Origin of the sequence: Enterococcus sp. CWB-B31, assembly GCF_020567645.1 — a bacterium.
GTDB lineage: Bacteria > Bacillota > Bacilli > Lactobacillales > Enterococcaceae > Enterococcus_L.
The window spans coordinates 94,026-121,022 of sequence record NZ_JAJDJW010000010.1 but is presented as its reverse complement, the minus strand read 5'-3'; the positions used below and the strand labels follow the sequence as shown (position 1 = coordinate 121,022).

25 protein-coding genes, 1 pseudogene and 2 other annotated features (1 of these 28 cut by a window edge) are annotated in these 26,997 nt (G+C 37.8%); of the genes and pseudogenes, 19 read left to right on the top strand and 7 right to left on the bottom strand.

From position 1 onward, the window contains the following. Positions 1-148: 148 nt before the first annotated feature. Complete coding sequence (locus LI954_RS10580) at positions 149-778, bottom strand: copper homeostasis protein CutC (protein WP_202067701.1); 630 nt, start codon at positions 776-778, stop codon at positions 149-151. Positions 779-1,005: 227 nt separating this feature from the next. Between LI954_RS10580 and LI954_RS10575 the strand changes: the two genes are divergently transcribed. After that, positions 1,006-1,851, top strand: a complete 846-nt coding sequence (locus tag LI954_RS10575; protein WP_229444447.1) for a methyltransferase domain-containing protein — start codon at positions 1,006-1,008, stop codon at positions 1,849-1,851. Between the two features lie 234 nt (positions 1,852-2,085). Then, a complete protein-coding gene (gene trmL / locus LI954_RS10570; protein WP_229442474.1) occupies positions 2,086-2,592 on the top strand; it encodes a tRNA (uridine(34)/cytosine(34)/5-carboxymethylaminomethyluridine(34)-2'-O)-methyltransferase TrmL in 507 nt (168 codons plus the stop codon). Positions 2,593-2,790: 198 nt separating this feature from the next. Here the strand turns inward: trmL and LI954_RS10565 are convergent, their stop codons facing one another. Next, a complete protein-coding gene (locus tag LI954_RS10565; protein WP_229444446.1) occupies positions 2,791-3,669 on the bottom strand; it encodes a hypothetical protein in 879 nt (292 codons plus the stop codon). A gap of 44 nt (positions 3,670-3,713) precedes the next feature. Continuing rightward, positions 3,714-4,466, bottom strand: coding sequence for a DUF5067 domain-containing protein (locus LI954_RS10560; protein ID WP_202067705.1), 753 nt, complete (start codon positions 4,464-4,466; stop codon positions 3,714-3,716). A 195-nt stretch (positions 4,467-4,661) separates the two neighbouring features. Here LI954_RS10560 and LI954_RS10555 point away from each other — a divergent pair. Both LI954_RS10555 and LI954_RS10550 read left to right on the top strand, forming a co-directional pair. After that, positions 4,662-5,849 (top strand): annotated as a pseudogene (locus tag LI954_RS10555) (dihydrolipoyl dehydrogenase family protein). Further along, positions 5,842-6,033: a hypothetical protein gene (locus LI954_RS10550; RefSeq protein ID WP_229444445.1), complete on the top strand. Its 192-nt coding sequence runs from the start codon at positions 5,842-5,844 to the stop codon at positions 6,031-6,033. The pseudogene LI954_RS10555 and the gene LI954_RS10550 overlap by 8 nt, the downstream one beginning before the upstream one ends. Before the next feature lie 122 nt (positions 6,034-6,155). Here LI954_RS10550 and LI954_RS10545 read toward each other — a convergent pair whose 3' ends face one another. Next, positions 6,156-6,572 (bottom strand): GNAT family N-acetyltransferase, encoded by a 417-nt coding sequence (locus tag LI954_RS10545; RefSeq protein WP_229444444.1) that lies wholly within the window; start codon positions 6,570-6,572, stop codon positions 6,156-6,158. A gap of 204 nt (positions 6,573-6,776) precedes the next feature. Between LI954_RS10545 and LI954_RS10540 the strand changes: the two genes are divergently transcribed. Beyond that, positions 6,777-7,403, top strand: a complete 627-nt coding sequence (locus LI954_RS10540) for a histidine phosphatase family protein (protein ID WP_202067708.1) — start codon at positions 6,777-6,779, stop codon at positions 7,401-7,403. Between the two features lie 29 nt (positions 7,404-7,432). Next, positions 7,433-10,042, top strand: a complete 2,610-nt coding sequence (locus tag LI954_RS10535; protein WP_229444443.1) for an ATP-dependent RecD-like DNA helicase — start codon at positions 7,433-7,435, stop codon at positions 10,040-10,042. A gap of 101 nt (positions 10,043-10,143) precedes the next feature. Here LI954_RS10535 and LI954_RS10530 read toward each other — a convergent pair whose 3' ends face one another. Further along, positions 10,144-11,121, bottom strand: coding sequence for a diacylglycerol/lipid kinase family protein (locus LI954_RS10530; protein ID WP_229442478.1), 978 nt, complete (start codon positions 11,119-11,121; stop codon positions 10,144-10,146). A gap of 102 nt (positions 11,122-11,223) precedes the next feature. Between LI954_RS10530 and LI954_RS10525 the strand changes: the two genes are divergently transcribed. Continuing rightward, positions 11,224-11,712 carry a GNAT family N-acetyltransferase gene (locus LI954_RS10525; protein ID WP_229444442.1) on the top strand — a complete coding sequence of 163 codons (489 nt, stop codon included), beginning with the start codon at positions 11,224-11,226 and terminating at the stop codon, positions 11,710-11,712. 131 nt (positions 11,713-11,843) lie between these two features. On the opposite strand, the gene LI954_RS10520 is transcribed toward LI954_RS10525, so the two are convergent. Continuing rightward, a complete protein-coding gene (locus LI954_RS10520; protein WP_324254755.1) occupies positions 11,844-12,398 on the bottom strand; it encodes an AAA family ATPase in 555 nt (184 codons plus the stop codon). 188 nt (positions 12,399-12,586) lie between these two features. On the opposite strand from LI954_RS10520, the gene LI954_RS10515 reads away from it, so the two are divergent. The 9 genes from LI954_RS10515 (at position 12,587) to LI954_RS10475 (ending at position 20,840) form a co-directional block, all read left to right on the top strand. Continuing rightward, complete coding sequence (locus LI954_RS10515) at positions 12,587-12,787, top strand: PLDc N-terminal domain-containing protein (RefSeq protein WP_202067713.1); 201 nt, start codon at positions 12,587-12,589, stop codon at positions 12,785-12,787. Continuing rightward, positions 12,787-13,695 (top strand): ABC transporter ATP-binding protein, encoded by a 909-nt coding sequence (locus LI954_RS10510; RefSeq protein ID WP_229444441.1) that lies wholly within the window; start codon positions 12,787-12,789, stop codon positions 13,693-13,695. Before LI954_RS10515 ends, LI954_RS10510 begins: the two co-directional genes overlap by 1 nt. Beyond that, positions 13,692-14,468, top strand: coding sequence for an ABC transporter permease (locus LI954_RS10505; protein ID WP_229444440.1), 777 nt, complete (start codon positions 13,692-13,694; stop codon positions 14,466-14,468). The genes LI954_RS10510 and LI954_RS10505 overlap by 4 nt, the downstream gene beginning before the upstream one ends. 200 nt (positions 14,469-14,668) lie before the next feature. Further along, entirely contained in the window at positions 14,669-15,256 is a 588-nt protein-coding gene (locus LI954_RS10500; protein ID WP_229444439.1) for a helix-turn-helix transcriptional regulator, read from the top strand. Positions 15,257-15,396: 140 nt separating this feature from the next. After that, positions 15,397-16,404, top strand: coding sequence for a sugar-binding transcriptional regulator (locus LI954_RS10495; RefSeq protein ID WP_324254753.1), 1,008 nt, complete (start codon positions 15,397-15,399; stop codon positions 16,402-16,404). Positions 16,405-16,972: 568 nt separating this feature from the next. Then, entirely contained in the window at positions 16,973-18,904 is a 1,932-nt protein-coding gene (locus LI954_RS10490; protein ID WP_229442064.1) for a BglG family transcription antiterminator, read from the top strand. 14 nt (positions 18,905-18,918) lie between these two features. Continuing rightward, complete coding sequence (locus tag LI954_RS10485) at positions 18,919-19,383, top strand: PTS sugar transporter subunit IIA (protein WP_202067718.1); 465 nt, start codon at positions 18,919-18,921, stop codon at positions 19,381-19,383. Positions 19,384-19,409: 26 nt separating this feature from the next. Continuing rightward, a complete protein-coding gene (locus tag LI954_RS10480; RefSeq protein WP_202067719.1) occupies positions 19,410-19,718 on the top strand; it encodes a PTS fructose-like transporter subunit IIB in 309 nt (102 codons plus the stop codon). 18 nt (positions 19,719-19,736) lie between these two features. After that, the gene (locus LI954_RS10475) at positions 19,737-20,840 is read left to right on the top strand and encodes a PTS fructose transporter subunit EIIC (RefSeq protein ID WP_202067720.1); all 1,104 of its coding nucleotides are present in this window, start codon (positions 19,737-19,739) and stop codon (positions 20,838-20,840) included. A 472-nt stretch (positions 20,841-21,312) separates the two neighbouring features. On the opposite strand, the gene LI954_RS10470 is transcribed toward LI954_RS10475, so the two are convergent. Continuing rightward, on the bottom strand, positions 21,313-22,077 hold the full coding sequence (locus tag LI954_RS10470) for a DeoR/GlpR family DNA-binding transcription regulator (protein WP_229444438.1): 765 nt from the start codon (positions 22,075-22,077) through the stop codon (positions 21,313-21,315). A gap of 191 nt (positions 22,078-22,268) precedes the next feature. Between LI954_RS10470 and LI954_RS10465 the strand changes: the two genes are divergently transcribed. From LI954_RS10465 to LI954_RS10455, 3 genes are all read left to right on the top strand, one after another. Further along, positions 22,269-24,617 (top strand): formate C-acetyltransferase, encoded by a 2,349-nt coding sequence (locus tag LI954_RS10465; RefSeq protein ID WP_267491469.1) that lies wholly within the window; start codon positions 22,269-22,271, stop codon positions 24,615-24,617. Between the two features lie 14 nt (positions 24,618-24,631). Beyond that, positions 24,632-25,420 carry a glycyl-radical enzyme activating protein gene (locus LI954_RS10460; protein WP_202067723.1) on the top strand — a complete coding sequence of 263 codons (789 nt, stop codon included), beginning with the start codon at positions 24,632-24,634 and terminating at the stop codon, positions 25,418-25,420. 208 nt (positions 25,421-25,628) lie between these two features. Further along, entirely contained in the window at positions 25,629-26,309 is a 681-nt protein-coding gene (locus LI954_RS10455) for a fructose-6-phosphate aldolase (protein ID WP_229444437.1), read from the top strand. 330 nt (positions 26,310-26,639) lie between these two features. Then, positions 26,640-26,886: a binding site (T-box leader), on the top strand. Positions 26,887-26,972: 86 nt separating this feature from the next. Continuing rightward, positions 26,973-26,997 (top strand) — a binding site (T-box leader); it runs 231 nt beyond the window's last position.

The window sequence follows — 26,997 nt, the reverse complement described above, 5'->3', positions numbered from 1 at the left end:
AGTCGTGAGTAATTGTGGTGCTAGCGGGAGACCTTTCTTCAGTGGGCCTTTCAGGCTCTGGCCGGTAATAGAGGCTTTCAGCCGCAGAGCAAACCTCCAGTTCACACTGGAGGTTTTGATTGGAGACATGACAGATTTAAAATTCACATCAAACTATCTTTGTTCCATGTGCTTCTTTGATGTTTAGTGCGTCTGTTATCTGTTGGATATTTTGAGTGTTGATTCCGCCACCGGGTAAAATGATGATTCTGTCTCCTGCATAATCAATTAGTTCTTTCAAATGAGGAAGATTTTCTTCAATTGGGGTTCCTGTAGGTCCGCCGTGAGTTAAGATTCTTTGAACCCCATGCTCGGCCAGCCAGTCAATGGCTTTAAATTGATTTTCTTTACTTAGGGAATCAAAAGCCATATGGAAGGTAATTTGCAGCCCTTCTGATGTTTCAATGAGTAATTCAAGTGCTTCTTCATCTAACTGATTTTCAGCTGTCAGACAGCCAAATACAACGCCGTCTGTGCCGATTTTTTTTGCTTCGATTAAATCAGTATGCATAATTTTTAATTCAATGTCATTATAAACAAAATCACCGCCACGCGGTCGAATCATTGTCATGACAGGTATAGAGTGCTCTCCAGCATAATTGAGTACCTCTTCAATAACACCGGTACTTGGAGTAGTACCGCCTACAGCCAGATTGTCGCAGAGTTCTATTCTGCCGGCACCGTTTCTAATTGCTGTTGGAATATCAGTGAAGTTTTCTGCACAAAATTCTTTAATCATTTTTTATATTGCTCCTTTGCTGTTTATATTCTTTTGCTAATCAAGATGAACGAGCCCTTTTCCTAGTAGGAATACTGAGCAAGACTGGATGAGATGAAGTGTAGGAAGCCTTCATTTTAATTATTTTTATCCATACGAATTGTAACACAATTTCTGCAGTTGCCAAAGCGGGATTCTCATTGTAAGATAAAGCAGGATAAACGAATGTGAAGATAAAGGAGCTGCTTATGCAGAAAAAAATTGATAAAGCAAAGGCTTTTTTGGCTGAAAACAGACAGCTGTTTCGCTGTCCGATCTGTCACAAGTCATTTGTTCAAGAGAGCTATACGTTAAAATGTGAAGAAAATCATCAGTTTGATCTTTCAAAAAAGGGCACACTCTATTTTTTGAAAAGCCATAATCAAAGTGAGTATAATCATGAAATGTTCAGTCATAGGCAAGTTATGATAAAGAGCGGTATGTACCGGAAGATGCTGGAGAAATTGATTCCTTTTGTACAGGAAAAAGAGAATATCATTGATATCGGCTGTGGAGAAGGCAGCTTTCTGACAGAATTAACCCATTTGGGGATGTCTGGTACGAAGATAGGTTTTGATCTTTCGAAGGATGGTATTTATTTGGCAAGCAATCAGCCGATCGAGGCTTTTTGGTGTGCAGCTGATTTGACCAATCTTCCATTTGCTGACCAATCTGCTGACTGTCTGCTGAATATTTTTTCTCCTTCTCATTATGCCGAGTTTCAACGGGTTTTAAAGCCCAATGGACTCGTAGTGAAAATTGTTCCGGAAACGGGTTATTTGAGAGAATTGAGAGAGGCTTTCTTTCCAAACAATCAAGCTAAGCAGTCCTATTCGAATGAAAAAGTAATTGAGAAGTTTTCACAGTCTTTGGCTGTTGTTGCCGATGAAAGAATCACTTCGGTTTTTGAGATACCTCAAAAAAAACGTCTGGATCTGTTGGAAATGTCTCCGTTGGAATGGCAGGCTGATCCAAAAATTAAAGAAGTTCTTAAACAAAATCCTCTTGAAAAAGTCACAATTGACCTTCGGATGTTAGTTGGCAGAGTTAGATAACGCTTACATTTGATTATTTTATGAAAAACTATTGCAATGCTTCTATATTGGTGTTATATTACATACAAGTTGTTTTTTCATTGGTTTTTATCAGGTTCCTGTTCTGATAAAAGTTAGTGAAAAGATTCTTCACTAACGTAACGACTCGCAGTGATTGACACCGAGCCGATACGTTTTTTTTATTTTTTAAATAACATGAAAGCAGTATTTTTTTAGATAGAAAGGAATTAGGAAATGAAAAACCATATTGTTTTATTTGAACCTCAAATTCCAGCGAATACGGGAAACATTGCCCGGACATGTGCTGCTACTAACAGTCCATTACATCTCATAGAGCCGTTAGGTTTTTCTACAGATGACAAGCACTTGAAAAGGGCTGGTTTAGATTACTGGCATGATGTCGATATCACGTATCATGCCGATCTTGAAAGCTTTTTAAGTTATGTGGGAGATCAGCCGCTGCACTTGATTACGAAGTTTGCCAATCAGGTATACAGTGATAAAGATTTTGCAGATGGACAGAACCACTTCTTTATGTTTGGAAAAGAAACAACGGGTCTGCCAGAAGAGTTTATGAGAGAGAATGAGGAAAAGTGTCTGAGAATTCCTATGAATGATAAACATGTTCGCTCCTTGAATCTGTCAAATACTGCTGCATTGGTGGTCTATGAAGCGTTGCGTCAGCAGGCGTTTCCAAATTTAGAATTACAACATCATTATGAGAATGATAAGCTGGATTAAAAGTATTTATTATGAATTTGTTTTAACATCCAGAGGTAGCTGAAATGTGATAATGAGAGTGGGACAGAAATAAAGTTCCAAACGCGCTCTTCGTATCTGTCCTCCAACCTCTTTTAGCAGAAAATTTATGCCGTATCTTGATACAATAGATGCGAGACTGAAAAGGTGAATTTCGGTCTCGCATTTATTTTTTTATTCTTAATTTAGTGCATCTTTCATGCGGTCAATGTAGTCTGATAAGCTGTCACGGTAAGTTTTTAAGAAGCTGACCAGACTATCTTTACCAACTAATGTTTTAGTGCCTAAGTCATCATATTGCTTTTTCTGTTCATCAAGTGTCGCCTGGTATTCTTTTTTCATATCGGCAAAAGCTGATTCATCATATAATACAGTATCTTTAAATACTTTTTCATATTCGGAAAGATAGTTTGTGATAATATTTGAATACATATCCAAATAATCTTTGTACGTTTTTATTCCTTCAATATCACTGTCAGAAATGCCAGAAGCAGAACTGCTTGATGATTTAGCAGGGGTTTTACTTTCTTTAGTTTCAGAACTGGAGTTTTCTTTTGTCTTTTCAGTAGAACTGGAGCTTTTGGTGTCTTTACTACCATCAAAATCATGATCAGAGTACCCAACGATAATTGTACTTCCTTCATCCGCATAGTAACCATAATCATCGCCGACTTCGTCACGACCAAAATAGTCTGCGCCTGAACCATCTTCCAGCTGGTAGCAATCTCCTTTATAGATTTTCGTATTGTTTGTTGTCGCTGCACTATCAAAATTCTTTTTAACAAACTTTACTTTCAGTCCAATGGCATCAAATTCAGCTTCAACCTGTTCTTGAGTTTTGAAGTATGGATCAGGCACTTTAACTTTTCCTGCCAACACATCATCTTCATTAGTCTCAGCCGCTTTATTTGTAAGATCATCAATCCGTTTAGTTAAAGTATCAACATTTTTTTCAAGTTTTGTTAGTTTTTCTTCTAGCTTTGAAGAATTCGAATTCCCGCAACCGGTAAGAATTGTTCCGCAGGCTAAAATAGCTGCCAAAATCATTGTTTTTTTCATGGTAAACTCCATTTCTTTTTTTATTTTTCTGATAAACACTGGGGTTATTCTGGTTTAATATCTTTATTCTCTTTAAAGCTTTTTGAAACAGTTTTTGCAGTAAATAGTTCAGCTGCTTCAGCATTCTCACCGGTCATTTTAAATTCCGGATCAGTACTGACTTTGATATTTATATCCATGCTGTTATCTAATATATAGAAGGAGATGGCTGATTCAACTTTTCCGCCAGGTTTGACTGCAGAAGTACTTTTATTATAGAGCTCCTTGTATTCCTTGTAGCGATATAGTTCATTTGCCCAATCAAGATGTGTTTCTGTATTCTTATCTTCTTCTGTAACATAAAGATAATTTAACGCCTCTATGTTGGTTTCTATATTTTCTGATCCTGTATTTTCCATGGTGTAATAGACTATTACTAAACCATCTTTATCCAAGTGTGAGGATATATTTTGAATAAAATCAACTTTTGTTACTGTGAATTTAATTTTTTCGTTTTTAATGGTGTAGTCTATGATGCTGTTTTTGAGTTCCGAAACCTTTTTTGTTTCATCGCTACTTTGTTCAGTGCTTTCACTGGTAACAGCTGATTTTTTTTCTTTGGTTGAAGAAGTTGCCGTGTTACTGATGTCAACGCCATTTTCACTTAATTCGTCGATTCTCTCATGTAAGTTATCAACACTTTTTGATATTTTGTCAACTTTTTCTTCTAGTTTCGAAGTATCCATGCTGCTGCATCCTGCAAGGAGCAATCCGCATAACAGAAAACTCCCTAAACATACCCAATTTTTCTTTTTCATTCTTCCTTTTCTCCTTTACTGCAACTATCTATTTACATAATTGTTAAAAATAACAAACTATATTTTAAGAGTAGCATAGGCTGATAACGAAAGTAAATATCAGTTATTTTGGTTTATCAGAAAACAAATGAGAATAATAGCATAGCAGAGAGATAAAAATCATTTTGTTCGAGACATTTTTATTCCCTAGTTATAATGAAGGAAGTGATAAGAATGGAGAGAGGATTAGATATGAAGCGAGATTTTGATGTAATTATTGTTGGAAGTGGACCGGGAGGTATGGCTGCTGCATATGATTTGAAAGCAGCAGGAAAATCGGCAGCAGTTGTAGAAGCTGATAAATGGGGCGGTACTTGTCCAAACAGAGGCTGTGATCCAAAAAAGATCTTGTATCATGCAATAGAGGTTCAGGAAAATGTCAAACAACTGGCTGGTCATGGAACTCAGAAGCCTTCACCAATTATTTGGGAGGAGTTAATGGCTTTCAAAGAGGAATTTACATCAGCCGTACCGAGGGAACAAAAGGAAGGGTTAACAAATGCTGGAATCGAAGTGATTGAAGGAAAAGCTGTTTTTGAGGATCAACATACAATTGTTGTTGAGAACAGGAGGTTTACAGCGGATTATTTTATTCTTGCAGCTGGTCAGCATGCAGCAATTCTGGATATTCCCGGAAAGGTGTATCTGGAAACAAGTACAGATTTTCTGGAAATGTTTCATCTGCCTAAAACAATACTTTTTATTGGCGGTGGATATATTTCTTTTGAATTGGCTAATATTGCTCATAAGAGTGGAAGTGATGTACATATTATTCATCATAATGATCGTCCGTTGAAAGAGTTTGATAAGCAGTAGGTTTTTGAATTAACCCAGCGTATGGTGCAGGATGGGATTCATTTTCATTTTAGCGAGTCTGTGACTGAAATAAAAAAAGAAGAAGGATTATTGAGGGTGAAGCTTGAATATGGTAAAGAACTAATTGTTGAAAAAGCTATTTGTGCAACCGGAAGAATCCCAAATGTTGAAAAAATGAATTTGGAGGAGATTGGTGTAGCTTATTCTAAAAGAGGAATTGAAGTGGATGGATTTCTTCGAACAAGTGTATCGAATATTTATGCTTTTGGTGACTGTCTTGCAAAAAAACAACCCAAACTGACTCCTGTTTCAAGCTTTGAAGGGAGCTATCTGGCGTCTTTAATAAGTGGAAATGAAGAGCAGAAAATTAATTATCCCCAAATTCCTACTATTTTGTTTACTTCGCCTAAGCTGGCACAGGTTGGCAAAACTGAAGTGGAAGAGCAGGAGAAGGAAGAGTTTAAGGCTCAAAATTTGGATTTATCCGGCTGGTTTACTTATAAGCATAAGGAACGAACTGTTGGCTGAAGCAAGGATTGTTGTAAACAAAAAAACAGGATTATTGGTTGGAGCTTCAATCCTCAGTAATGAAGCAGATCAGCTGGTCAGCTTAATGACACTGCTCATTAATCAGAAAATTTCGGCAGCAGATATCAGTAAGCAAATGATGCTTTATCCCACAGTCGCCAGTGATATCAACTACTTATATTAATTAATAGTCGGGAAAAAAAAGTCGTATTGACATAAGTAGTTCGATCAGCAATTTAACTATTGATAATCAGTACCGCTTTTTCCGACTGTTTGTTTTAGTGCAGCAAAAGCAAATGAAGCTTCCTAGAGTTGTTTCGCCAGATAGTATTTTGTGGTTCCCTTGAACGGTGAGTTGGGCAGTTTACCCAAAACATGATAGCTGTGTTTTTCATAGAATGTCTTGGCTTGATAATCCTGAGTATGAATAGTGATAATTTCAGCATTTTGACTTTTTGCGTAGTTTTCGGCTTGAATAAGCAGGTTAGAGCCCAAACCATCCTTTCTATATTCCGTATCGACTGCTAAAAGAGAAATATGTGTAGTATTCATCCAATTATTCGCTGTGATACCACCAATGTATTTTGTACCATCATAGGCTCCTATAGAGAAATGAGTTGGGATTGCTTGCTCAACTCCTGTTGCTTCAGTTTGATGAGCATCCAAAAAAGCGATGATATTCCTTTCATTCTCTTTGAAATCTATTTCTTTAAATTCAACCATGATATTGTCTCCTTTTAATCCAATACAACAGTATAAAGAGTTTAAAATAAATAAGAAAGCCGTGGGAATAACATTTTTATTGCAGCAGTAATTTCTGATTAAAAATTGAGATGAAATAACCCTCCATAGATATTTTTCAGTGAAAATGATAAACTGGAAAAAGATTAAAAAGGGCAAATGATTGAATGTGGAGGAAGACAGGCTATGGATTTGTATTTTACCCGTCATGGGAAAACAGAATGGAATAAGGAATTGAGATTTCAGGGGATGACAGGGGATTCGCCGCTACTTCCATCGAGTTATGAAGAAATTGGCAAATTAGGAAATCATTTAAAGAAAGTAGCTTTTAAAAAAATATATTCAAGTACTTCTTTGAGAGCTCGGAAGACTGCAGAAGGTTTGAATTCCGAGCTCTTAAAACCCGCAGAAATTATTTATACAGATGAGTTGAAGGAATTAGGACTAGGCAAGCTGGAAGGACAGTCAATTCATGAAATGCGCAAGTTATATGCTAATCAAATGGACAATATGCGTTATCATTTGGATCGCTATGAACCGGAAATATTTGGAGGCGAACCGATAGAATCAGCAATTTTACGTATTTCAGGAGTGGTACAGCAGGCGATAGCAGCAGGTGAAGGGCCCTATTTATTTGTCGGTCATGGTGCTTCTCTGACTGCCGGCATTCAACATCTTGCCGGGAAAGACATGAGTGAACTGAGAAATATGGGGGGGTTAAATAACAACAGCCTGACCATTCTAAAAACAACTGAGCCTCATCATCAGGGGCCATTTAAGCTTGCATTATGGAATGATGATTCCTTTTTATAAAAAAACAAGACAGACAGGTGGTGAATCAGATGGAGCTTATTCCAGATGAAGCAGAAAAACAATTTATTGCCGGGAAAATTGAAGCAATCTTTTTTCAAAATCCAAGTAATTTTTATAAAGTTCTTTTAGTTTCCATTGCAGATACAAATACAGATTTTTTGGAAAAGGAAATTGTTGTAACTGGAAGTTTTGGTGATATTCAGGAGGAAGAACCATACCGCTTCTTTGGTCATTTTACAGATCATCCCCGATATGGTCGTCAGTTTCAAGTAGATAGTTATCGACAGGAACGTCCGACCTCTGTGAATGGGGTAGTGGCCTATCTGTCCAGTGATAAATTTCCGGGCATCGGAAAAAGAACTGCCGAAAAAATTGTTGAAACGCTGGGAGAAGAAGCAATTGACCGGATTATTGAGGAACCTGATCTGCTTCAGGAAATTCCCCAGCTTAATGAAAAAAAGCGGGCATTAATTTTGGATACCATCCGTTTAAATCATGGAATGGAGCAGGTGATTGTCGGGTTAAGCCGTTATGGTTTTGGGAGTCAGCTGGCTTTTACTATTTATCAGACGTACAAAGAGGATACACTTTCTATCATTCAGGAAAATCCATATCAGCTGGTAGAAGATATTGAGGGAATAGGGTTTAAGCGTGCGGATAATATGGCAGAGCAGCTTGGAATCCGAGCTGATTCAGATCAGCGGGTTAGAGCCGCAATCACTCATGAAGTTTTTCAGCATTCTGTTCGTACAGGTGATACATATGTTGAGGCGGAAGTGTTATTGAATAATAGTATTCAATTGTTGGAAGGCAGCCGTCCAGTAGAGATTTCTCCAGATCAGGCAGCAAATCAGATTATTCATCTGGTGGAGGAAGGAAAGATTCAACAGGAGGGTACGAAGCTGTTTGAAAACAGTCTGTATTTTTCTGAGTGGGGGATTGGGACTTCTATCCAGCGTCTTCTGTCACGAAAAAAAGAGATCCTTTATGATCCGGAGGAAGTAGAGAAAGATATACGAATCATTGAAAAGCAGCAGGGAATCCTTTATGGCGAGTCACAGCAAAATGCAATTGAAGAAGCCATCAAATCCCCTCTGTTTATTTTAACCGGGGGACCAGGAACAGGGAAAACGACTGTTATAAATGGGATTGTATCTTTGTTTGCGGAACTAAATGGAATTTCTTTAGATTTAAAGGACTATACACAGGAAATGTTTCCTATCCATTTGGCAGCGCCTACGGGTCGTGCTGCAAAGCGAATGAATGAAACAACCGGCTTGAATGCCAGTACGATTCATCGGCTTTTGGGATTGACCGGGCGAGAAAAAAATCCAACGATGAGTGCCAAAGAATTGGAAGGAGGATTGCTGATCATCGATGAAATGTCGATGGTTGATACCTGGCTTGCCAACACTCTGTTCAAAGCAATCCCAACAAATATGCAGGTTATTTTAGTCGGTGATAAGGACCAGCTCCCTTCTGTAGGACCGGGACAAGTGCTGCATGATCTGCTTCAGATCGAAGAAATACCCAGCATTGAGCTGACTGAAATTTATCGACAGGGAGATGGGTCAAGTATTGTTCCTCTTGCTCACGAGATTCGTCAGGGAAAACTGCCTTCAGATTTCACGATCAACCAGAAGGATCGCTCGTTTTTCGCCAGTGATGCGTACCACATTGAAACGTATGTAAAGCAGATTGTGACCAAAGCGAAGTTAAAAGGTTTTACTGCTCAGGATATTCAACTGCTGGCACCTATGTATAGAGGGGTTGCCGGTATTGATGCATTGAATAAAATGATGCAGGAAATATTTAATCCAAACGATGGAACAAAAAAAGAAGTCTCATGGAATGACACTGTTTATCGAATCGGTGATAAGGTTTTGCATCTGGTCAATTCACCTGAAGTAAACGTATTTAATGGTGATATGGGAGAAGTTGTTGGAATTATTCCGGCAAAAGAGTCTGATGATAAAGTGGATGAGCTGGTTCTCCAATTTGATAATACAGAGGTCAGCTATAAGCGAAATGAATGGAATAAGATTACATTGTCCTATTGCTGCTCCATTCATAAATCTCAGGGCAGTGAGTTTAAAATGGTTATTTTGCCGATCGTTCGCCAATACAATCGAATGCTTCAGAGAAATCTTCTGTATACAGCGGTTACACGAAGTAAGGATATTTTGATTCTTTTAGGAGAAATCAATGCTTTTCAGGAGTGTGTAAATCGAGAATCAGCAAGTCGGATGACGACACTGAAACAACGTATTCTGGATGCGGGCGGAATGACCCTAACGTTAAGAACCCAACTGGAAGCATATGAAGAAGGTCTAATGAAAGAATCGCCGTTTACAGAAGTTGAGGAAAGCTCTGAGAGAGAAGCTGTTCCTTCAAAAGCGCCAGTTTTAATTGAAGAAGAGTCGGCAATATATACTGTAGAAACTGGTAAAAAGAGAGAAGAACCAAAATCTGACCAGTCAATTTCGTTGTTTGATGTTGCAGAACTGGAGAAGGAAATAGTCGAAAAAATAGAAACAGAAATTGAGTGGCTGCTGACCCCTCATCTTGCTTCAGCCCAGACTATTGATCCGATGATTGGAATGAATGGCGTAACACCAAGTGATTTTTTGACTGAATAATAAGGAATTTCCAGTATGGAATGCCGAGAAATATATAGATAATAAAAGCAAAAATAAAAAAGCTTCAGATCAGCGAGGTTATCTACTGCTCTGAAGCTTTTTCAGTTATCTGTAAACCAAAATTGGAATTCTTCCAAAGAGTAGGTGATGTCCAAGTTTCGTTTTCCTAAAATTTCGCCATCTGCATGTACATATTCCGGTACAGTGGAAATAATTCTGAATTTGCTGGACTGATAGTGATGAAGGTGCTTGGAATTCATATGCTTTTGACGAATCAGTAAAAAAATCAGCCAAAAGATTTTAAAAATGTTAATTCGTTCTACTAATACCAAATCAAGAACTGGTTTTTTGGGATCTGCAGTTGGTGCAATGGCCACTCCTCCGCCAAAATAGGGATGGTTAGTTACTGTACATAAAAAGGCTTTACTGTATTCCAGAGTTTGGCCGTTAATATCGATAAGAATCGGAAAGCCTTTTTGAGTAAATAAAACTTTTAGAATTGAAAAAAGATAGGAAAAAGATCCCATGTTAAATTTATTCAATGTTTGTTTTGTTGCAGAATCATTGGCTGCCTGAACGATTGCCGCATCAAGACCTACTCCGATATTATTTACTGCAAGTCCTTTTTCATCTTGAACTTTTTCTGAATATTTCATGACCTGAATTTTTTGCGGCTGATCAGCCCGTAATAATTGAGAGAGTGCCTTTTCTATTTGTCGGTTAATTCCTGCCCCTCTGGCAAAATCATTGCCTGAACCGCAAGGCAGATAGGCGATAGGGATGGCAGGATTGATCTCATACAATGCGTTTACAGTACAGTGAAGTGTTCCATCTCCGCCCATTACAACCAACAGGGGAAAAGGTTTATCACCACTTTCTTTCATTGACTCTTCCCATGGGATCAGAATCTTTTCGGCTAATTCCTGTACAATTATTTTTTCATGACCTGCATATTCAGTATAATAAAGGCTGTGCTTTATATTAAATAGTTTTAGTTGTTTTTTTAATTTTGCTGCAGCTTTTTGGCCGTTTCCGCTGCCTGCATGTGTGTTGATAATCAGATATAAATGCTTTTCCATAATTGCCTCCTTCCCCAAAAGTTTATTATAGCAGACTAGTGAAAGATTGAAAGCAGAAGTTGCTCAATGTTATACTGGGAAAAGCTGAAAGGAGGAGAAGAAGTGCCTGATATACAATTAATGAAAATCTCAGAAAATGATTTCTCAGACTATTATCGACTGGTTTCGGATGAAAAAGTAATGGCTCAAATTACTGAGCGGGCTATTCCAAAAATTGAAGCAATGGAGAACTTCCAAAAAGTACTTAGCCGAAATTCAAGGCTGGTAAATTTAGGTTCTTTTAAAGTAGTTCATAGTGAAACGAAGGACTTTTTAGGTTGGGTCCATGTCACTTGTGAGGAAGGAAATACAGAAAAAGCAGAAATTGGTTATATGTTTTTACCTCAATACTGGGGACAGGGATATGGGAGGGAGGCAGTGAAGCAGCTGCTGGCTTTGGTAGAGGCTTCTCCGTTAAAAGAACTGACTGCCATGATTGCTCCCGACAACCATGCCTCAAGAAAACTATTGACAAACAACGGCTTTCAATCTGTTTTTCTTGGGATGATGGACGGTCTGAATACGGAGATATTAGATAAGATAATTAAATGAGTGATAGGAATAGCAAATAAAAGGAAGAAGAAGACATCAATATTCGTAATGCAGTATGGGAAGAGCATGTAGTTGCAGGTGAACTATCAGCTGAATTCTCTCCTCTTTTTTGTGAGCACATAGTTATAAAATCAGTTTGTTGTATCAGCTGTTTTCTCCAATATCTCCTTTACAATTTCATCTGGATTTCTGTGTTCATTGATAATTTTTTCAGAGATATCGGTCTGGCAGAAAGCCTCCAGAATTTTATCAACAGCTAATTTTCCCCATTCTAAATTTGCTGGATTATCTTTTTCCCGAACTTCAAGTCGACGAATGAGCTCTTTTTTTGAGACATCCAGTTGAAAATGTTCCACTCTGATTCCGGATTTTTTCAACCCGCCAATAACTTCACTAAAATAATCTTCTCTGTACAATGTCATGGGGACAATAATATCACCATCATATTCTGTCGCCAGCTTAAGGAGCAGATGAAGATTCCACTGCCGCCACTCGGGATAATCCTGAAAATCATCCAGCTGAATTTCTCGTGGAAGATTTTTCATAAAGAAAATACCGATGTTTTCCGGATCGTAAATGCAAGATTTTTTGATTGCTTTGTTAAGCAGTTCTGCAATCGTTGTTTTTCCGGAACCGAAGGCACCGTTTATCCAAATAATCATGTGTTTTTCCTTTCTTTGTCTGATTGTTGAGTTTGTGATGACAAAGCCATCACAAAAAGTATACCACTTTACCTATAGTGCTTGATGATGGTATATCATTAACCGAAAATCCTATGTTTAAACAGAACTTTTTTCAGCCTAACTTTCTATGGCTCCTTTATATCGTTTGCATTATAGTGTATAATACAAGCAGTATAAAGGAGCGAGTAACAATGGATGAACTAATGAACTATTTACCTTATTTGGCACCTTATCTGGTTGTTTCCTTAACGCTGAGTATTGTTGCTCTGATACATGTTATCAAGCATCGGAATTATCGGTTTGGGAATGTCTGGATCTGGAGTATTCTGGTATTATTTTTCCAAATTATCGGTCCGATTGCATACTTTCTGATTGGAAAAGGAGAAGAGTGATGAATATTCTGGAAGTAAAAAGTATTCAAAAGGATTTTGGTAAAGATCAGGTGTTGAAAGATGTCAGCATTCAAGTTCCTGAGCACGAAATCTATGGCTTTGTGGGAGAGAATGGGGCTGGGAAAACTACAACAATGAATATTATTTTAGGTTTACTTCCTGCAACATCGGGAGAAGTGGTTGTTTGTGGGCAGAAAGTTGTTTATAACAATCAGGCAACTAATAGAGAAATTGGTTATTTACCGGATGTCCCAGCCTTTTACTCTTTCTATTCTGCAACAGAGTATTTAAAGCTGGTAGGTCAATTGACAGGAATAAAAAAAGAGGAGCTGGACAATCGAGTAGAGGAGCTTTTAAATCTGGTAAATTTGAACAGCGGAAAACGAAGAATCAGCAATTTTTCTCGAGGAATGAAACAACGGCTTGGTTTGGCACAGGCCTTGCTGAATCGTCCAAAACTGATTATTTGTGATGAACCCACTTCAGCTCTGGACCCGTTGGGCAGAAAAGAGGTTTTAGATCTAATGGTATCTCTAAAAAAAGAAACAACCATATTGTTTTCCAGTCATATTCTTGAAGATGTGGAAAAAGTTAGTGATCAGATTGCCATTCTTCATAAAGGCGAAATTCAGTGTTCAGGAAGTTTGGAAGAGATTAAGAAGAGCTATCATATCAATGGTTTTATTATTGATTTTGAGAACAGCAGCAACAAAAAACAGTTTTATGAATCGTTTATTGACCATTTTAGAATAGAGGGAGAAGAGGTTTTAACTGTGTACACGGAAAATATCTCCGAAGCCGGCAGAATATTTATGGATTATTTTGCAGCTAATGCCATCATTCCCAAACTCTTTCAGCAGCTGGAACCTTCGCTGGAAGCAATTTTTATGGAGGTGACTAAAAGATGAGCTGCCTAATTTTAATAAAGAAAGAAGCTGTCGATGCTTTCCGTACGTATCGGTTTTTCATTATGGGTATCATTTTTCTTCTTTTTGGATTGTTAAGCCCGGCACTCGCCAAACTGCTTCCTGAATTGATTAAATCATTGGGAGCAGGAGACACAGCGCTGGTTATTGAACTGCCAACACCAACCGTGGCGGACAGCTGGCTGCAGTTTTTTAAGAATCACAGCCAGATGACGTTAATTATTTTTGTTATTACCTTTGGAAATTCTTTAGGTAAGGAACTGACTAACGGTACTTTGATTTTTTTGGTAACAAAAGGAATCAGCAGGAATGCTGCGATGCTGGCAAAGGTAATATACCAAGCCTGTCTTTGGTTTCTTGGACTGGCAGTATCCTTTATGGTTAATTATGTCTATAATATTGTGCTGTTCCCGGGAGAAAATCAACCGATGTCAAAGCTGCTGTTCTATTTGTTCCAGCTATGGCTGTTTGGTCTGCTGTTTATTTTGATCAGTAATTTAGGTCAGGTTTTATTGCCAAAAACATTAGGCGGCTTACTTTCAGGATTTCTTGCGCTGATTCTATTATTTGTTATGAACATTTCTTCAGAGCTGACAAAAATTAACCCCATGCGACTGATGGATGTCAGTGCAGAAGGTATAAATGCAGGTATCCAATTCAGTCAGGTACAGGGGGCGCTTTTAGTCACATTGGCTATTTGCATTCTTGTAACAACAGCAGCGTTATTTCGCTTTAAACAGATTCCAATCTACTAAAATAGTATGTATGAAATACTTTTATAGCACATCATTTTATAAACGGACAGTTGAAAAAAATCAACTGTCTTTTCCTTTATAAAGCCTTATTTATCAGCATGCTTGAGATTCGAGCTTGCTAATTTTAAGAATTGCAAGTAAGATTAGCTTGTTATTTATCTGTTTATTCTTTAAGTTTGAATTGAGAGGGGAACTAAGAAATGTCACTGGGAAAACAATTAAAAAGTCATCGTGAGCAGCTGGGGTTGACTCAACAGGAAGTTGCTGATCAGCTTCATGTATCAAGACAGACGATTTCTAATTGGGAGGTTGGCAGGAATTATCCGGATATTCCTACAATCATTCAAATCAGCGACTATTACGAACTTTCTTTGGATGTACTACTTAAAGGAGATGAGTACTTGATGAAAAAAATGAATGAAGATGCTGCAGCATTACAGAGATTAAAAACAAAGAAGCGATTGGATACGGTGTTGATCGGAATAATTCTGCTGCTCGTATTTCTGGGTATTCTGGATCAGCTTCATTTTTCTGCTGCGTGGATTCCGGTTATTCTTATTGGGGTGCTTTATGTTCTGACAACAGCAAGATATTTTATTGTGATTCCGAAGGACAGTTTAAACAGCGGCTGGCATTCACCTCTGGTTGTACCAAAAAGTTTGGGTGTCGGCTGGGCGCTTAATCCTAGAAATCCAATAGGGCTGTTTTTGTATGCAGTAATTTTTGCTGCGATCATGTGGGCGGTTATTTCCAGCTGGTCTGACAGAAGCTTTCTGCCGGGACAATAAATAAAAAAGGTTTATCCACAGAAATTGACTGGATAAATCTTTTTTTTACTCGAAATCAAAAAATAATGGATGAGAAAAATTTAGCTGTTTTTTTCTGTTGATAAAAAAGTATTTTCTGCCGTTTGTTTTGTGGTATATTAATGGCATCTAAAGAGATGAGCAGGCGGGTGACAGCAATGCAGGAAGAAAAGAAAAAATTATTAGCAAAGATTGCGTATCTTTATTATGTAGAAGAAAAGACACAGAATGAAATTTCAAAGGAACTGAACATCTATCGAACAACGATTAGCCGAATGTTAAAGCTGGCTCAGACAGAAGGAATTGTAAAGATACAAATCGAAGGGATAAATTCAGAGATTTTTTCTTTGGAACAGTATGTGAAACGAAAATATCAATTAAAGCAGCTTGAGCTGGTTCCAATGGAGCAAGGAGATACAAACGAAGAAAAGGATAGACGGTTGTCTCAGGCAGCAGGCTATTTTATTAAGAGGAATATCGAAGCGAACACGATAATTGGTGTTTCCTGGGGAGCCACATTGGGGAATGCAATCAGCTGTATTGAGAACAGACGTATTGAAAATACCACAGTTGTTCCGATTGTCGGAGGACCAAGCCATATCAATTCGCAGTTTCATGTCAATACACTTGTCTATGAGCTGGCTAGAAAATTTAACGGTAAAAGTGTTTTTGTAAATGCTACAGTTGTTCAGGAAACAAAAAAACTGAAAAATGGAATTTTTGAGTCAAAATATTTTGAAGAGTTGAAAGCCTATTGGCAGCGCTTGGACACGGCTATTGTCGGCATCGGCGGACCGCTTAGCTTAAAAAAAAGTCAGTGGAGGGATTTACTGACAGAAGAGGATATTGAAGAGTTGAAACTTAGAGAGGCGATTGGAGATTGCTGCTGCCGCTTTTTTGATCGAGATGGGAAAATTCTGACCGGAAGTCTTTATGAACGCACGATTGGTTTGGATCTAACAGAGCTTGCAAAAGTTCCAAATGCAATAGGAATTGCCAGAGGGAAAGCCAAGGCAAGGGCTATTTTGGCGATGCTAAAGAGAGGATATATTCACTCTTTGGTGACAGATCAGGAAACCATACTCGAAGTTTTGCGTTTTGATAAAGATACAGCATTTTTGAGCGATTAAATGAAGTGTGTTTGAGCAGTCTAAGAACGAATACTGAAATGGAAATGAAGAATTAGCCAGAGCAACAATTTATATAAGGTAAATAAGAGTCGGGACAAAAATGAATCATTTGTTCCGCTCTTTTTTTGCTGGTTTTACCAGCTGCAGTCTTTAAGCGAAAATGTTATTTCTAAATGTTATATGCACAAATGTGCTGATTTAAATAAATATTTTTTGTGGATATAAATTCCGGTCTGATTTAGAAGTCTTCTCATTCTAAAGGTATCATTTCTACTTTGCAAATACTTGAAGCGCTTTCTTCTGGTGATTATTATTAATCAACAATAGATCATTTTAAGAAACAGAAGGACAGCTGGCGTGTAAGAATACTGAATAAAGGGTGTAAACACAGAAGCTTTAAGCAGAAGAAGAGATGGATGAAGCAAGAAGAACCATTGCAGATTTTATTGTGAAAAAGATTGCAATATCTTTTTTTGCAGAAATGAATGTGCAACAGGATGTGTTATAGGACAGAAAAAATCTGTGCTATATTTTGTTTAAGCTAAAACGTTTACAGGGAGGAGGAATAATGAAAGAGTTAATTGAGAGGCAGCAGAAAATGATAAATATTCTGGCTTGGGATGCAGAGTTCATATCTGTAACTGCACTTGCTGAAAAAATGAATCGTTCAGTGCGTACAACCTATGATGACTTGAATGCAATCAATGAATGGATCAAAAGCAATGAGCTGCCTGTAAAGCTTGAGAAAAAAAGATGTTTGGGTATTCGATTGACCGGCTCTGTAGAGGCAATTAGAAATAGAAGCTTTTGCAGAGAAAAAAACAGTGATGGAATTGACAGAGAAAGTCCTGAAAATAGACAGTTTATGATTGCTTCAGCTATGCTCATTGATAATGAGACAATTACCTATCAGCGATTGATGGATAAATATTTTGTCAGTTCGACGTCAATTAAAAATGATTTGGAGAAAATCCAAGCTCAATACTGTATAAAGTTATCCAGTACGAAACGCGGAACGAGTATCCTTGCAGAAGAAGAGGAGATTAGAAAGAGTTTGTTTTTACTTGCTGAACAGCTAATGAAGAATCATAAGCTTGAATCAATGGAAGAATTTGAACGTATCGGACCAGAAATATTCGGAGAGTTGTTTGATAAAGAACTTACGAGGTATGTCTTCAGGAAAATGGCTGAATTATATGATGGAGATGAATTTTATTTTCCAGGGCATTATTTAAAATCTGCAACACTTCATGTACTGATCTACTTGTATAGAACTATACATGGGTACTTGCTGGAACGGGAAAGCAACTTCCTTTTCGAACAGATCAAATCAATAGAGACATACTATCTTTCCAATTCAATACTTGCAGAAGTTTCGTTAATCCATCCAATTAAGTATGCAAAAACGGAAATTGAAGGATTAAATCATTTACTTATTTCACAAGGCATTAAGTTAAAGGAAAAAGCGAGTAAGACAAACAGAGTAATCAATGAAAGCGTAGATAAGCTAATCAGAAATATGAGTGAGATTTTCGAACTGACATTTGCTTCCGACAATGAACTGAAGGAGAGACTAATTTTTCATTTTATACCAATGATTTACCGTGTGCAGTCCGGTATCACTATTAATAATCCTCTTATGGAAGAAATAAAAAACCAGTACACTTTGACGTTTAACTCTGTTCGTTTTGCACTGACAGATATTGAGACACAACTTCAATTGACTTTTAATGATGATGAGGTTTCCTTCCTGACTGTTTATTTTCAGGTAGCACTGGAAAAAATGGATTTTGGAAAAAGAATACTGATCGTTTGTCCTACGGGTATTGGAACCTCAGAACTGATTATTAATAAAGTCAGAAAAATGCTGCCGCAGAAAGATTCTTTGGAGGTAACAACGCTTAGTCAGCTGAAAAGGAACGATCTTTCAAAAATAGATTTCATCATTTCTTCGGTAGCAATTGGGGCAGTAGGAAAACCGGTTGTTCAGGTTTCGCCGCTAATCAGTCAAACAGATTTAAAGAATATCTCCCGACTGTATTCAGAAGTATTTTTGGAAGAATCTGCAGACAATGAGATGTTTACAGAAGATTTTACGTATATGGCTGATTTGCTGGATTCTGACTATATATTTTTTAAAGAAGATATTCGAGATAAAGAAGCTTGTCTGGATTTTATCATCAATAAGTTGGAAAAATCAGGTGATGTGACAGCAGCCTTTCGAACTGATGTATTTGAAAGAGAAAAATTAGGGGCAACATCTTTGGAAACAGGTGTGGCGATTCCACATGCTTCCCCCAAGAATGTTGTGCATTCAAAAATTTGTGTTCTTGTTTTAAATGGTGAAATAAGCTGGGATGCATATAAAGTGAAGGTTATTATCCTGATTTGTATTTCGGAAAAAGACCGAAAATATATTAAAGGAATACTCTCGGAAATATATCAGATTGTTATGAGCAGAGAGAAGGTTTTTGATTTTGTAAATAAATTATCCAATTGAAAGAAGGAAGACATATGGCAGAAGTGATTAATACAGAGTTAGTGGATTTATCGGTTGAGGGACTTTCAAGAAATGAAATTATCCGACATTTGGCAAATAAAATAGATTTGGATGATCGCATAAATAATTTTGAAGGATACTTTGACAGTGTGATTGAGAGGGAAGAATTAACCTCAACAGGTATCGGTTTTGGTATTGCAATTCCACATGGAAAGTGCTCGCATGTTAAAGCAACCACCGTTGCATTCGGCCGTCTAAAGAATGAAGTGGACTGGAACAGCTTGGATGGAAAAAATGTGACAATTGTTTTCCTTTTAGCTGTTCCAGAAGAATGCAAAGGAGATCAGCATTTGCGAATGATTGCCGGTTTATCCCGAAAATTAATTCATGATGAATTTAGAAATAAATTGGAAACAGCAGAAGACAAGCAGGAAATTGTTGAATTGATCAATGATAGTCTGACAAGCATAACAGTTTAGAAAATAGTAAGAAGGAGTGGAAGAAGATGAAATTAGTCGCAGTGACAGCATGTCCATCAGGAGTAGCCCATACGTATTTGGCAGCAGAAAGTCTGGAGGTTGCAGCAAAGAAAAATGGTGTGGAAATTTGTGTAGAAACACAAGGGTCAATAGGAATTGAAAATGAAATTTCAGCTGAACAGGTTGCGGCAGCCTCAGCTGTTATTTTAACCAATAATATTGGAATAAAGAATGAAGAACGATTCAAAGGAAAGCCGGTTGTTCGAGTGAGTGCGGGGGATTGTATAAACAAAGCAGAGTTGATAATCAAAAAGATTCAGGAAAAATTAGGATAAAAACTAGGAGGAGAGAATATGAATGAACTTATTTCTTTATTGAAAGATGCCAGAAAGCATATGATGACCGGCGTTTCTTACATGATTCCTTTTGTGGTGGCAGGAGGAATTATGCTGGCTGTCAGTGTGCTCCTCTCTGGAAATGCGGCTGTCCCAAGTGAAGGAGTTCTTGCAGATATTGCTAATATAGGGATTACTGGTCTGGGCTTAATGGTCCCTATGCTTTCCGGGTATATTGCATTTTCAATGACGGATCGTCCTGGTTTGGCGCCAGGAATTATCGGAGGGATGATCGCAAGCAATATTGGAGCAGGCTTTATCGGCGGAATTTTATCTGGGATTTTGGCAGGAATAACCGTTTCTTACTTGAAAAAAATTAAACTTTCTGCCAACTTGCGTTCACTGATGCCAATTTTTATTATTCCTTTACTTGGAACAATAATTGTCGGCGGACTGATGTATTGGGTGATCGGGCAGCCGATTGCTGCAGCGATGGAAGCAATGACTGCTTGGCTGGAAGCAATGGGAACGGGAAATCTGGTTGTACTTGGTTTAATTCTTGGTGCAATGATTGCTTCGGATATGGGTGGGCCTATTAATAAAGTGGCTTTTGGATTTGGCTCTGCTATGGTCGGAACTCTGGACCCTGTAACAGGTGTGCCAAGTGATACGGCATTGCTGATTATGGCCGGTATCGGAGTGGCGATTTGTGTTCCCCCGCTGGCTATGGGACTTGCTACACTGATTGCTCCTAAAAAGTTTACTGTTGAAGAGAAAAATTCCGGTAAAGCAGCTCTTGTTATGGGGATGGTTGGAATTTCTGAAGGAGCAATTCCTTTTGCAGCAGCTGATCCATTTCGGGTAATACCTGCCAATATTATTGGCGGAGCAATTGGTTCTGCTGCAGCAATGACTTTAGGTGCAGGAAATCCCGCACCATGGGGCGGATGGATTGTTTTACCAGTTGTTTCCAATCCGCTGATGTATGCGGCAGCAACACTTCTAGGTGCTGTGGTTACTGCAGTGATCGTTGTGGTGCTGAAAAAAGAGATAAAAGCGGAGGAAATGGAGACACATACAGGGCTGGATAAAGAGTTTGATTTAGATATTACAATTATGTAGTTTGATAAACGTGTAAATAAAATAAGGGGAGGTTGTGACAAAAGCAATCAGCTCCGAGAATTAAGAAGGAATATCCGAAAGTTGTCAAGGAACACTATTTATAGAATGAATAGCTGAGAATTGATACACTATACTCCGCTGTGCTTCGATCCCATCAATTTCTATGTATGAAACATGCGAGAGTTGGCAGGCTTCACTAGGATTGCTTTAGCAGAGTAGATGAAGTCCTGTTACCTATTCGGTGAAGGAACTGGAGCTCCTCATATTTTCAGGATCGTTCGGCTTAATTCGGAGGAGCTGCTCCTGCGGTTACTCGTCGCAAAAAGAATTTTTGCTTTTGTACTTCCGTTTATTCGGGGATAGATACGAAGAGAGTTTGGGGCTTTATTTCTGTCCCGCTCTCTCTTTTAAATTTATTTCAAACACATTACTTTGCAGGTAGTGAAGAATCAGCTGAAGGATCTAATCGTTTCTAAACAGTGATCAACTCTGTTTGTGCACTGATTCGTTCTCGATCTTTCTGAGAAATAAAATGATTGGTAATGACCAGATCAATTTCTTTCCATGAAGCAACCTGTACCAAAGAGGTTGACTCAAATTTTGTATTGTCCAGTAAAACAATTTTCTTTGCAGATTTTTTTAGAAGCTTTCTCTTTATTTCTGCATCAACCAAAGAAGACGTACAAAAGCCTTCTCTATTTTGAACGCCGCTTGAGCCAAAAAAGCATAGATCCAACTGAATATCAGGATAAAGCTCTATAGAGGTGTCGTTGTGAAAAGCCATATCATTAAAGGCATAACGTCCTCCAAAACAGTAAATCTGATGCTGGCTGTTCACCAGTTCTAAAATTGCTGCCAAGGAGCCTGTAAAAATTTGTTTTTCAGAAAGCTTCTGGATTTTTGCTGCAAGTAAAGCCACCGTGCTGCCCTGATCTAATCCGATGCTGCAGGAATGCTTGGGAATTTGTTCTGCTGCTTTTTCAGCAATCTGTCGCTTTTTATCTAGATGAATGGGGGTACGGTTGATTACTGGTGTCAGCTCTTCCTGTTGTACCAGTTCAGCTCGTCCATATTTTTTTATTAAGATCCCTTCATCTTCCAAATAGCTCAGATCTTTTCGAATGGTTTCATCTGAAACATTAAAAATAGCAACTAACTCAGTTACTTTCATCGTCTGATTTTGATACAGCAGCTCAGAGATTCGATTTCTGCGAGCAGTGATTTCAGAAGCTTTCAAATTAAATTCCTCCAATTATCAATTATTCATTTATTTTACACTAAAATAATACATTGATCCAAGAAAAAAATGTTTAAAAATTGGTTTTTGTAAATATTTTGATGGAATTCGTTTTTAAATCCAACAAAAACATGGAATTAAGCCTTTGTATATTTTATACTGGAAATGAGAAAAAGGAAGGAGGATTAATAATGTCAAACGGAGTTATCGAGAAAGAAAAAAATATTGTAAATGTAGTAATGAATGGAAATGAGCGGATTCAGCGAATGAAAGATAATCTGTTTAAAGAAAAAAGACGGATATCATTGGAACGCGCGCTTTTCTATACCGAAAGCTATAAACAAACAGAAGGACAGCCTGTTATTATACGGCGTGCAAAAGCTGTGGAACATGTTATGAATCACGTAAAAATCAGTATTCGTGAAGGAGAACTTCTCGTTGGAAATCGAACTGTTCGTCCTCGCTCTGGAATTCTTTCTCCTGAAATGGACCCATACTGGATTGTGAAAGAAATTGATACGATTGACATCCGCCCGCAAGATCAGTTTGAATTTACTGAAGAAGATAAAAGAATCTATCGCGAACAACTGTATCCTTATTGGGAAGGCAGATCGATGAAGGATTTTATCACCAGTCAGATTACAGATGAAATCAATGATGCACTGAAAAAGGAAGTTTTCAAACTGAATCAGACGGATAAAGGACAGGGTCATATAATTATGGATTTTCCGTCTATTCTGACTTACGGTATACAGCATTATATTCAACTTTTAGAAGAAAAAATGGCTGAGCAGCCTGAAAATGATTTTTTTAAAGCCGGACATATTCTCTTTAATGCCATGAAAGATCACTTTTTGAGATACAGTGCTCTTGCAAAAAGAATGGTCCAGAATGAAACGGATGATACACGAAGAAAAGAATTACAAACGATCGCAAATATGTGTCTTAAGCTAAGTACAGAAAAACCGGACTCCTTTTATGAAGCACTCCAATTATTATGGATGACAAGTATTGTTGGTCAATATGAATCAAATGCATCTTCGCTTTCACTCGGGAGAATGGATCAATACATGTATCCATTCTATGTGAAATCTCAAAAAGCTGGTATTTCGGAAGAATTTTTATATGAAGTACTGGGAGATTTTTACATTAAAACCAATGATGTTGTTTTGCTGAGGAGTGAGAGCAGTGCCAAGTGCTTTGCAGGATTTCCCACTGGATATACGGTTGTATTGGGAGGATTAAATGAGCTGGGACAGGCTTCTGTTAATCCATTATCCTATATCATGCTTGAGCTGTATCATGAAATTTTGCTGCCGCAGCCAAATTTATCTGTAAGAATGAATGAGCTTATTCCAAGGAAATTTTTATTAAAGACTTGTGAAACTATTCGTTTGGGTACGGGCATTCCCCAACTTTTTAATGATGAAGTGTGTATACCGGGATTTTTGAGCAAAGGGGTTTCACTGGATGATGCGAGAGATTATGCAACGGTTGGTTGTGTAGAAACGAGTATTCCGGGACGAACATACGGGCTTCATGATATTGCACTGTTTAATTTGTTGAGAATTATGGAGCTTAGTATGTATAAATTGAGAAACAAGACTGATTTAACTTATGATGAATTGACGGAAGATATTAAATCCAGTATTTCTTATTATGTTGAATTAGTAGCAAAGGGCTCAGATATTGTGGATTTGGGTCATCGCCATTACGCGCCTACTCCATTTTTATCAGTATTAATTCAGGATTGTTTAATTAACGGGAAAGATGTAACAGAAGGCGGTGCACGGTATAATTTTTCCGGTGTACAGGGAATTGGAGAAGCAAATCTCAGTGATTCCATGTATGTAATCAAGAAAATGATTTTTGAAAACAAGGAAATGACTTTTTCAGAGTTGTTGAGCGGAATGGAAGCTAATTTTGAAGGAGATTATGCAATCCTTCAAAACCATGTGATTCAGGACTTTGATAAATATGGAAATGATAATGATGAGATTGATGAAATTGCTGCTAAACTGTTTCGTCACTATGCGAAGGAGCTGGAAAAATATACGAATGTCCGTGGAGGGCAGTTTATTCCCGGAGCTTATACAGTTTCTGCACATATTCCTTTAGGAGAAGCAGTCGGGGCAACACCGGACGGAAGAAAGGCCCAGGAGCAGTTGGCTGACGGCGGTCTGTCGCCAATGGTCGGACGTGATCGACTGGGACCTACAGCAGTCTTGAAATCAGTCAGTAAGCTGGATAATTATCTGACTGTTAACGGCAGCCTGCTGAACTTGAAATTTCAGCCGAATACACTTAAAGGAAGACAGGGACTGAATAAATTTGCTGATTTTCTAATGGCTTATACAAAATTGAAAATTCAGCATGTTCAGTTCAATGTTCAATCTAGAGAAACACTGCTTGCCGCACAAAAAGAACCAGAGAAGTACTCGGGGTTATTGGTACGTGTGGCTGGTTATAGTGCTTTCTTTGTTGATTTAAATAAGAAAATCCAAGACGATATTATCGCTCGTGTAGAGCATGAACTATAAAAAGAGGGATATTCATGAAGAATAAAGGCTTACTATTTAATATTCAGCGCTACTCGATTCATGATGGAGGAGGTATCCGGACAATCGTATTTCTGAAAGGCTGTCCTTTAGCCTGTCCATGGTGTTCAAATCCTGAGTCAAGGTTGGCTGTTCAACCAACTAGTTGGGTAAAAAACGGCAAAAAGGAAACCGTGGGAAAATGGTATGATGTTGAAACAGTAGTTAATGAGGTGTTGAAAGATGAAATTTTCTATCGAACTTCAGGAGGAGGCGTTACTCTTTCAGGCGGTGAGGTATTGATGCAGGCAGATTTTGCTGCAGAACTGCTGGCAGAGCTTCATGATTTGGGGATTCATACAGCTATTGAAACAACAGGATGTTTTCCAGTTGATCGTCTGGCAAAGCTTTTGCCTTATTTGGATCAGGTGTTATTTGACTTGAAATTAATGAATGCCGCAGATGCGAAGCGGGTAATTGGTCTGGATGTAAATACTATAAAAGAAAATTTTGAACTGGCAGCGGCATACCGTGATGAAATTGATCTGATACCTCGTGTTCCTTTAATTCCCGGTTATACAGCTGTCCAAAATAACTTGTTGGAGATAATTGACTATTTAAATCGCTTAGATATAAAAGAAGTGCACTTGCTTCCTTTTCACCAATATGGCAGCAGTAAATATGAATATCTGGGTTGGAATTATGAAATGAAAGACAGTGAGCCTCTTTCTAAAAAAACAATAACTGAAATTAGAGAACTGTTTGAGAATAATGGTATTCATCCAAATGTTGATGGACTGGAATAAAAGGTATTTGGAAATTTTCTGTTGATGTCTCCTTGAATAGAACAAAAGAGCTCGAATCCATTTAGTGCACAAATGTGCACGTTTTGATAAGCTGCTGAGGATAACCTCTGATTTTACTGATTTTCGCAAACTTTCGTTGTGAGGATAAGGCTTCAGAGAGTTAGAGCTGATAAACTGAGGGTGTAAAAAAGAAAAGGAGTGACGTCAATTGGAATTTATGCTTGATACAGCGAATTTAGAAGATATAAAGAAATATAAGGAGATTGTTCCGCTGGCAGGTGTTACCTCTAACCCTTCCATTGTTAAAAATGAAGGAAAAATAGTATTCTTTGAACACATGAAAAAAATTCGTACAATTATTGGTTCTGAAAATTCTCTGCATGTTCAAGTGGTCTCTCAGGATTTTGAAGGAATGCTGGCAGATGCTGATGCGATTTTGAAAAATATTGATAAAAATGTTTATATTAAAGTGCCAGTGAATGAAGAAGGTTTGAAAGTAATCAAAGCGTTGAAGGAGAAAAAAATTAATGTAACTGCCACTGCTATCTATACTAAATTTCAGGCGTACTTGGCAATTGCCGCAGGAGCAGATTATATTGCCCCATATTTTAACCGAATGGAAAATTTGAATATTGATCCGTGCAAAAGTATTGCTGAGATGGCTAAAGAAATTGAAAGGACCCGCAGTTCTACGAAAATACTGGCAGCCAGTTTTAAAAATGTTGGTCAGGTAAATAATGCTTTAGAATGCGGAGCGCAGGCCGCTACAATGGGAACAGATATTTTCAAACAGGCATTTGGCATGCCTTCTATTCAAAAGGCTGTAGACGATTTTATTGCTGACTGGGAGCAAATTTTTGGAAAAGGGATAACAATCGCTGATTTATAATGAACAGCTAAAAACTGAGTAAATAAAAGGCCAAAGCCTTCTCGAAGGAGTTGCTCCTGCAGTTACTCGTCGCAAAAAGAATTTTTGCTTTTGTACCGCTGTTTATTCGGGGTTAGATATGACGAGAGTTTGGAACTTTGATTCTGTCCCAAACTCTTCTGAGAAGGCTTTTTCTGTTTAACTGCCCGCAGTTTAATCTAGGCTAATAGTACTTTTGATACATTTGTAAGCTAAGGAAATGTACTGGTAAATTATTATTCTGAAAAAAATGATAAAAAACATTTGACAGTATAAAAAAAATCCTATAAGATATTAATCAACACTTAATAATTAAATTCGATGAAGAGAAGAGTAAGTTTGAGCGGTCTTTCAAGAGAGTCTCCATTTGGTGAAAGGAGATAAGACAGGATAACTGAAGATGGTCTCAGAGGATAAGTTGTTGATAAGTAAGCAACTTCGGGCGGCACCCGATATCAATGCAGCAAGTTAGAAACTGACTTGTATTAGAGAAGAGACAGACGGATTTAAGTCACGTTTGTTTCAATGAAGGTGGTACCGCGGATTATTCGCCCTTTTACTGTATTTGCAGTAGAAGGGCTTTTTCTTTTTTTAAAATGGAATAGAGGAGTGGAAAAAGAGGAAAAGAGTTTTATCAAATAAATAATGAATGCATTGAGATGGAAAGTAC

What these genes read in the sequence shown, in the direction of transcription:
- LI954_RS10580 (WP_202067701.1), bottom strand. Translation starts at nt 778, where the DNA reads ATGATTAAAGAATTTTGTGCAGAAAACTTCACTGATATTCCAACAGCA.
- LI954_RS10575 (WP_229444447.1), top strand. Translation starts at nt 1,006, where the DNA reads ATGCAGAAAAAAATTGATAAAGCAAAGGCTTTTTTGGCTGAAAACAGA.
- trmL (WP_229442474.1), top strand. Translation starts at nt 2,086, where the DNA reads ATGAAAAACCATATTGTTTTATTTGAACCTCAAATTCCAGCGAATACG.
- LI954_RS10565 (WP_229444446.1), bottom strand. Translation starts at nt 3,669, where the DNA reads ATGAAAAAAACAATGATTTTGGCAGCTATTTTAGCCTGCGGAACAATT.
- LI954_RS10560 (WP_202067705.1), bottom strand. Translation starts at nt 4,466, where the DNA reads ATGAAAAAGAAAAATTGGGTATGTTTAGGGAGTTTTCTGTTATGCGGA.
- LI954_RS10545 (WP_229444444.1), bottom strand. Translation starts at nt 6,572, where the DNA reads ATGGTTGAATTTAAAGAAATAGATTTCAAAGAGAATGAAAGGAATATC.
- LI954_RS10540 (WP_202067708.1), top strand. Translation starts at nt 6,777, where the DNA reads ATGGATTTGTATTTTACCCGTCATGGGAAAACAGAATGGAATAAGGAA.
- LI954_RS10535 (WP_229444443.1), top strand. Translation starts at nt 7,433, where the DNA reads ATGGAGCTTATTCCAGATGAAGCAGAAAAACAATTTATTGCCGGGAAA.
- LI954_RS10530 (WP_229442478.1), bottom strand. Translation starts at nt 11,121, where the DNA reads ATGGAAAAGCATTTATATCTGATTATCAACACACATGCAGGCAGCGGA.
- LI954_RS10515 (WP_202067713.1), top strand. Translation starts at nt 12,587, where the DNA reads ATGGATGAACTAATGAACTATTTACCTTATTTGGCACCTTATCTGGTT.
- LI954_RS10510 (WP_229444441.1), top strand. Translation starts at nt 12,787, where the DNA reads ATGAATATTCTGGAAGTAAAAAGTATTCAAAAGGATTTTGGTAAAGAT.
- LI954_RS10505 (WP_229444440.1), top strand. Translation starts at nt 13,692, where the DNA reads ATGAGCTGCCTAATTTTAATAAAGAAAGAAGCTGTCGATGCTTTCCGT.
- LI954_RS10500 (WP_229444439.1), top strand. Translation starts at nt 14,669, where the DNA reads ATGTCACTGGGAAAACAATTAAAAAGTCATCGTGAGCAGCTGGGGTTG.
- LI954_RS10495 (WP_324254753.1), top strand. Translation starts at nt 15,397, where the DNA reads ATGGCATCTAAAGAGATGAGCAGGCGGGTGACAGCAATGCAGGAAGAA.
- LI954_RS10490 (WP_229442064.1), top strand. Translation starts at nt 16,973, where the DNA reads ATGAAAGAGTTAATTGAGAGGCAGCAGAAAATGATAAATATTCTGGCT.
- LI954_RS10485 (WP_202067718.1), top strand. Translation starts at nt 18,919, where the DNA reads ATGGCAGAAGTGATTAATACAGAGTTAGTGGATTTATCGGTTGAGGGA.
- LI954_RS10480 (WP_202067719.1), top strand. Translation starts at nt 19,410, where the DNA reads ATGAAATTAGTCGCAGTGACAGCATGTCCATCAGGAGTAGCCCATACG.
- LI954_RS10475 (WP_202067720.1), top strand. Translation starts at nt 19,737, where the DNA reads ATGAATGAACTTATTTCTTTATTGAAAGATGCCAGAAAGCATATGATG.
- LI954_RS10465 (WP_267491469.1), top strand. Translation starts at nt 22,269, where the DNA reads ATGTCAAACGGAGTTATCGAGAAAGAAAAAAATATTGTAAATGTAGTA.
- LI954_RS10460 (WP_202067723.1), top strand. Translation starts at nt 24,632, where the DNA reads ATGAAGAATAAAGGCTTACTATTTAATATTCAGCGCTACTCGATTCAT.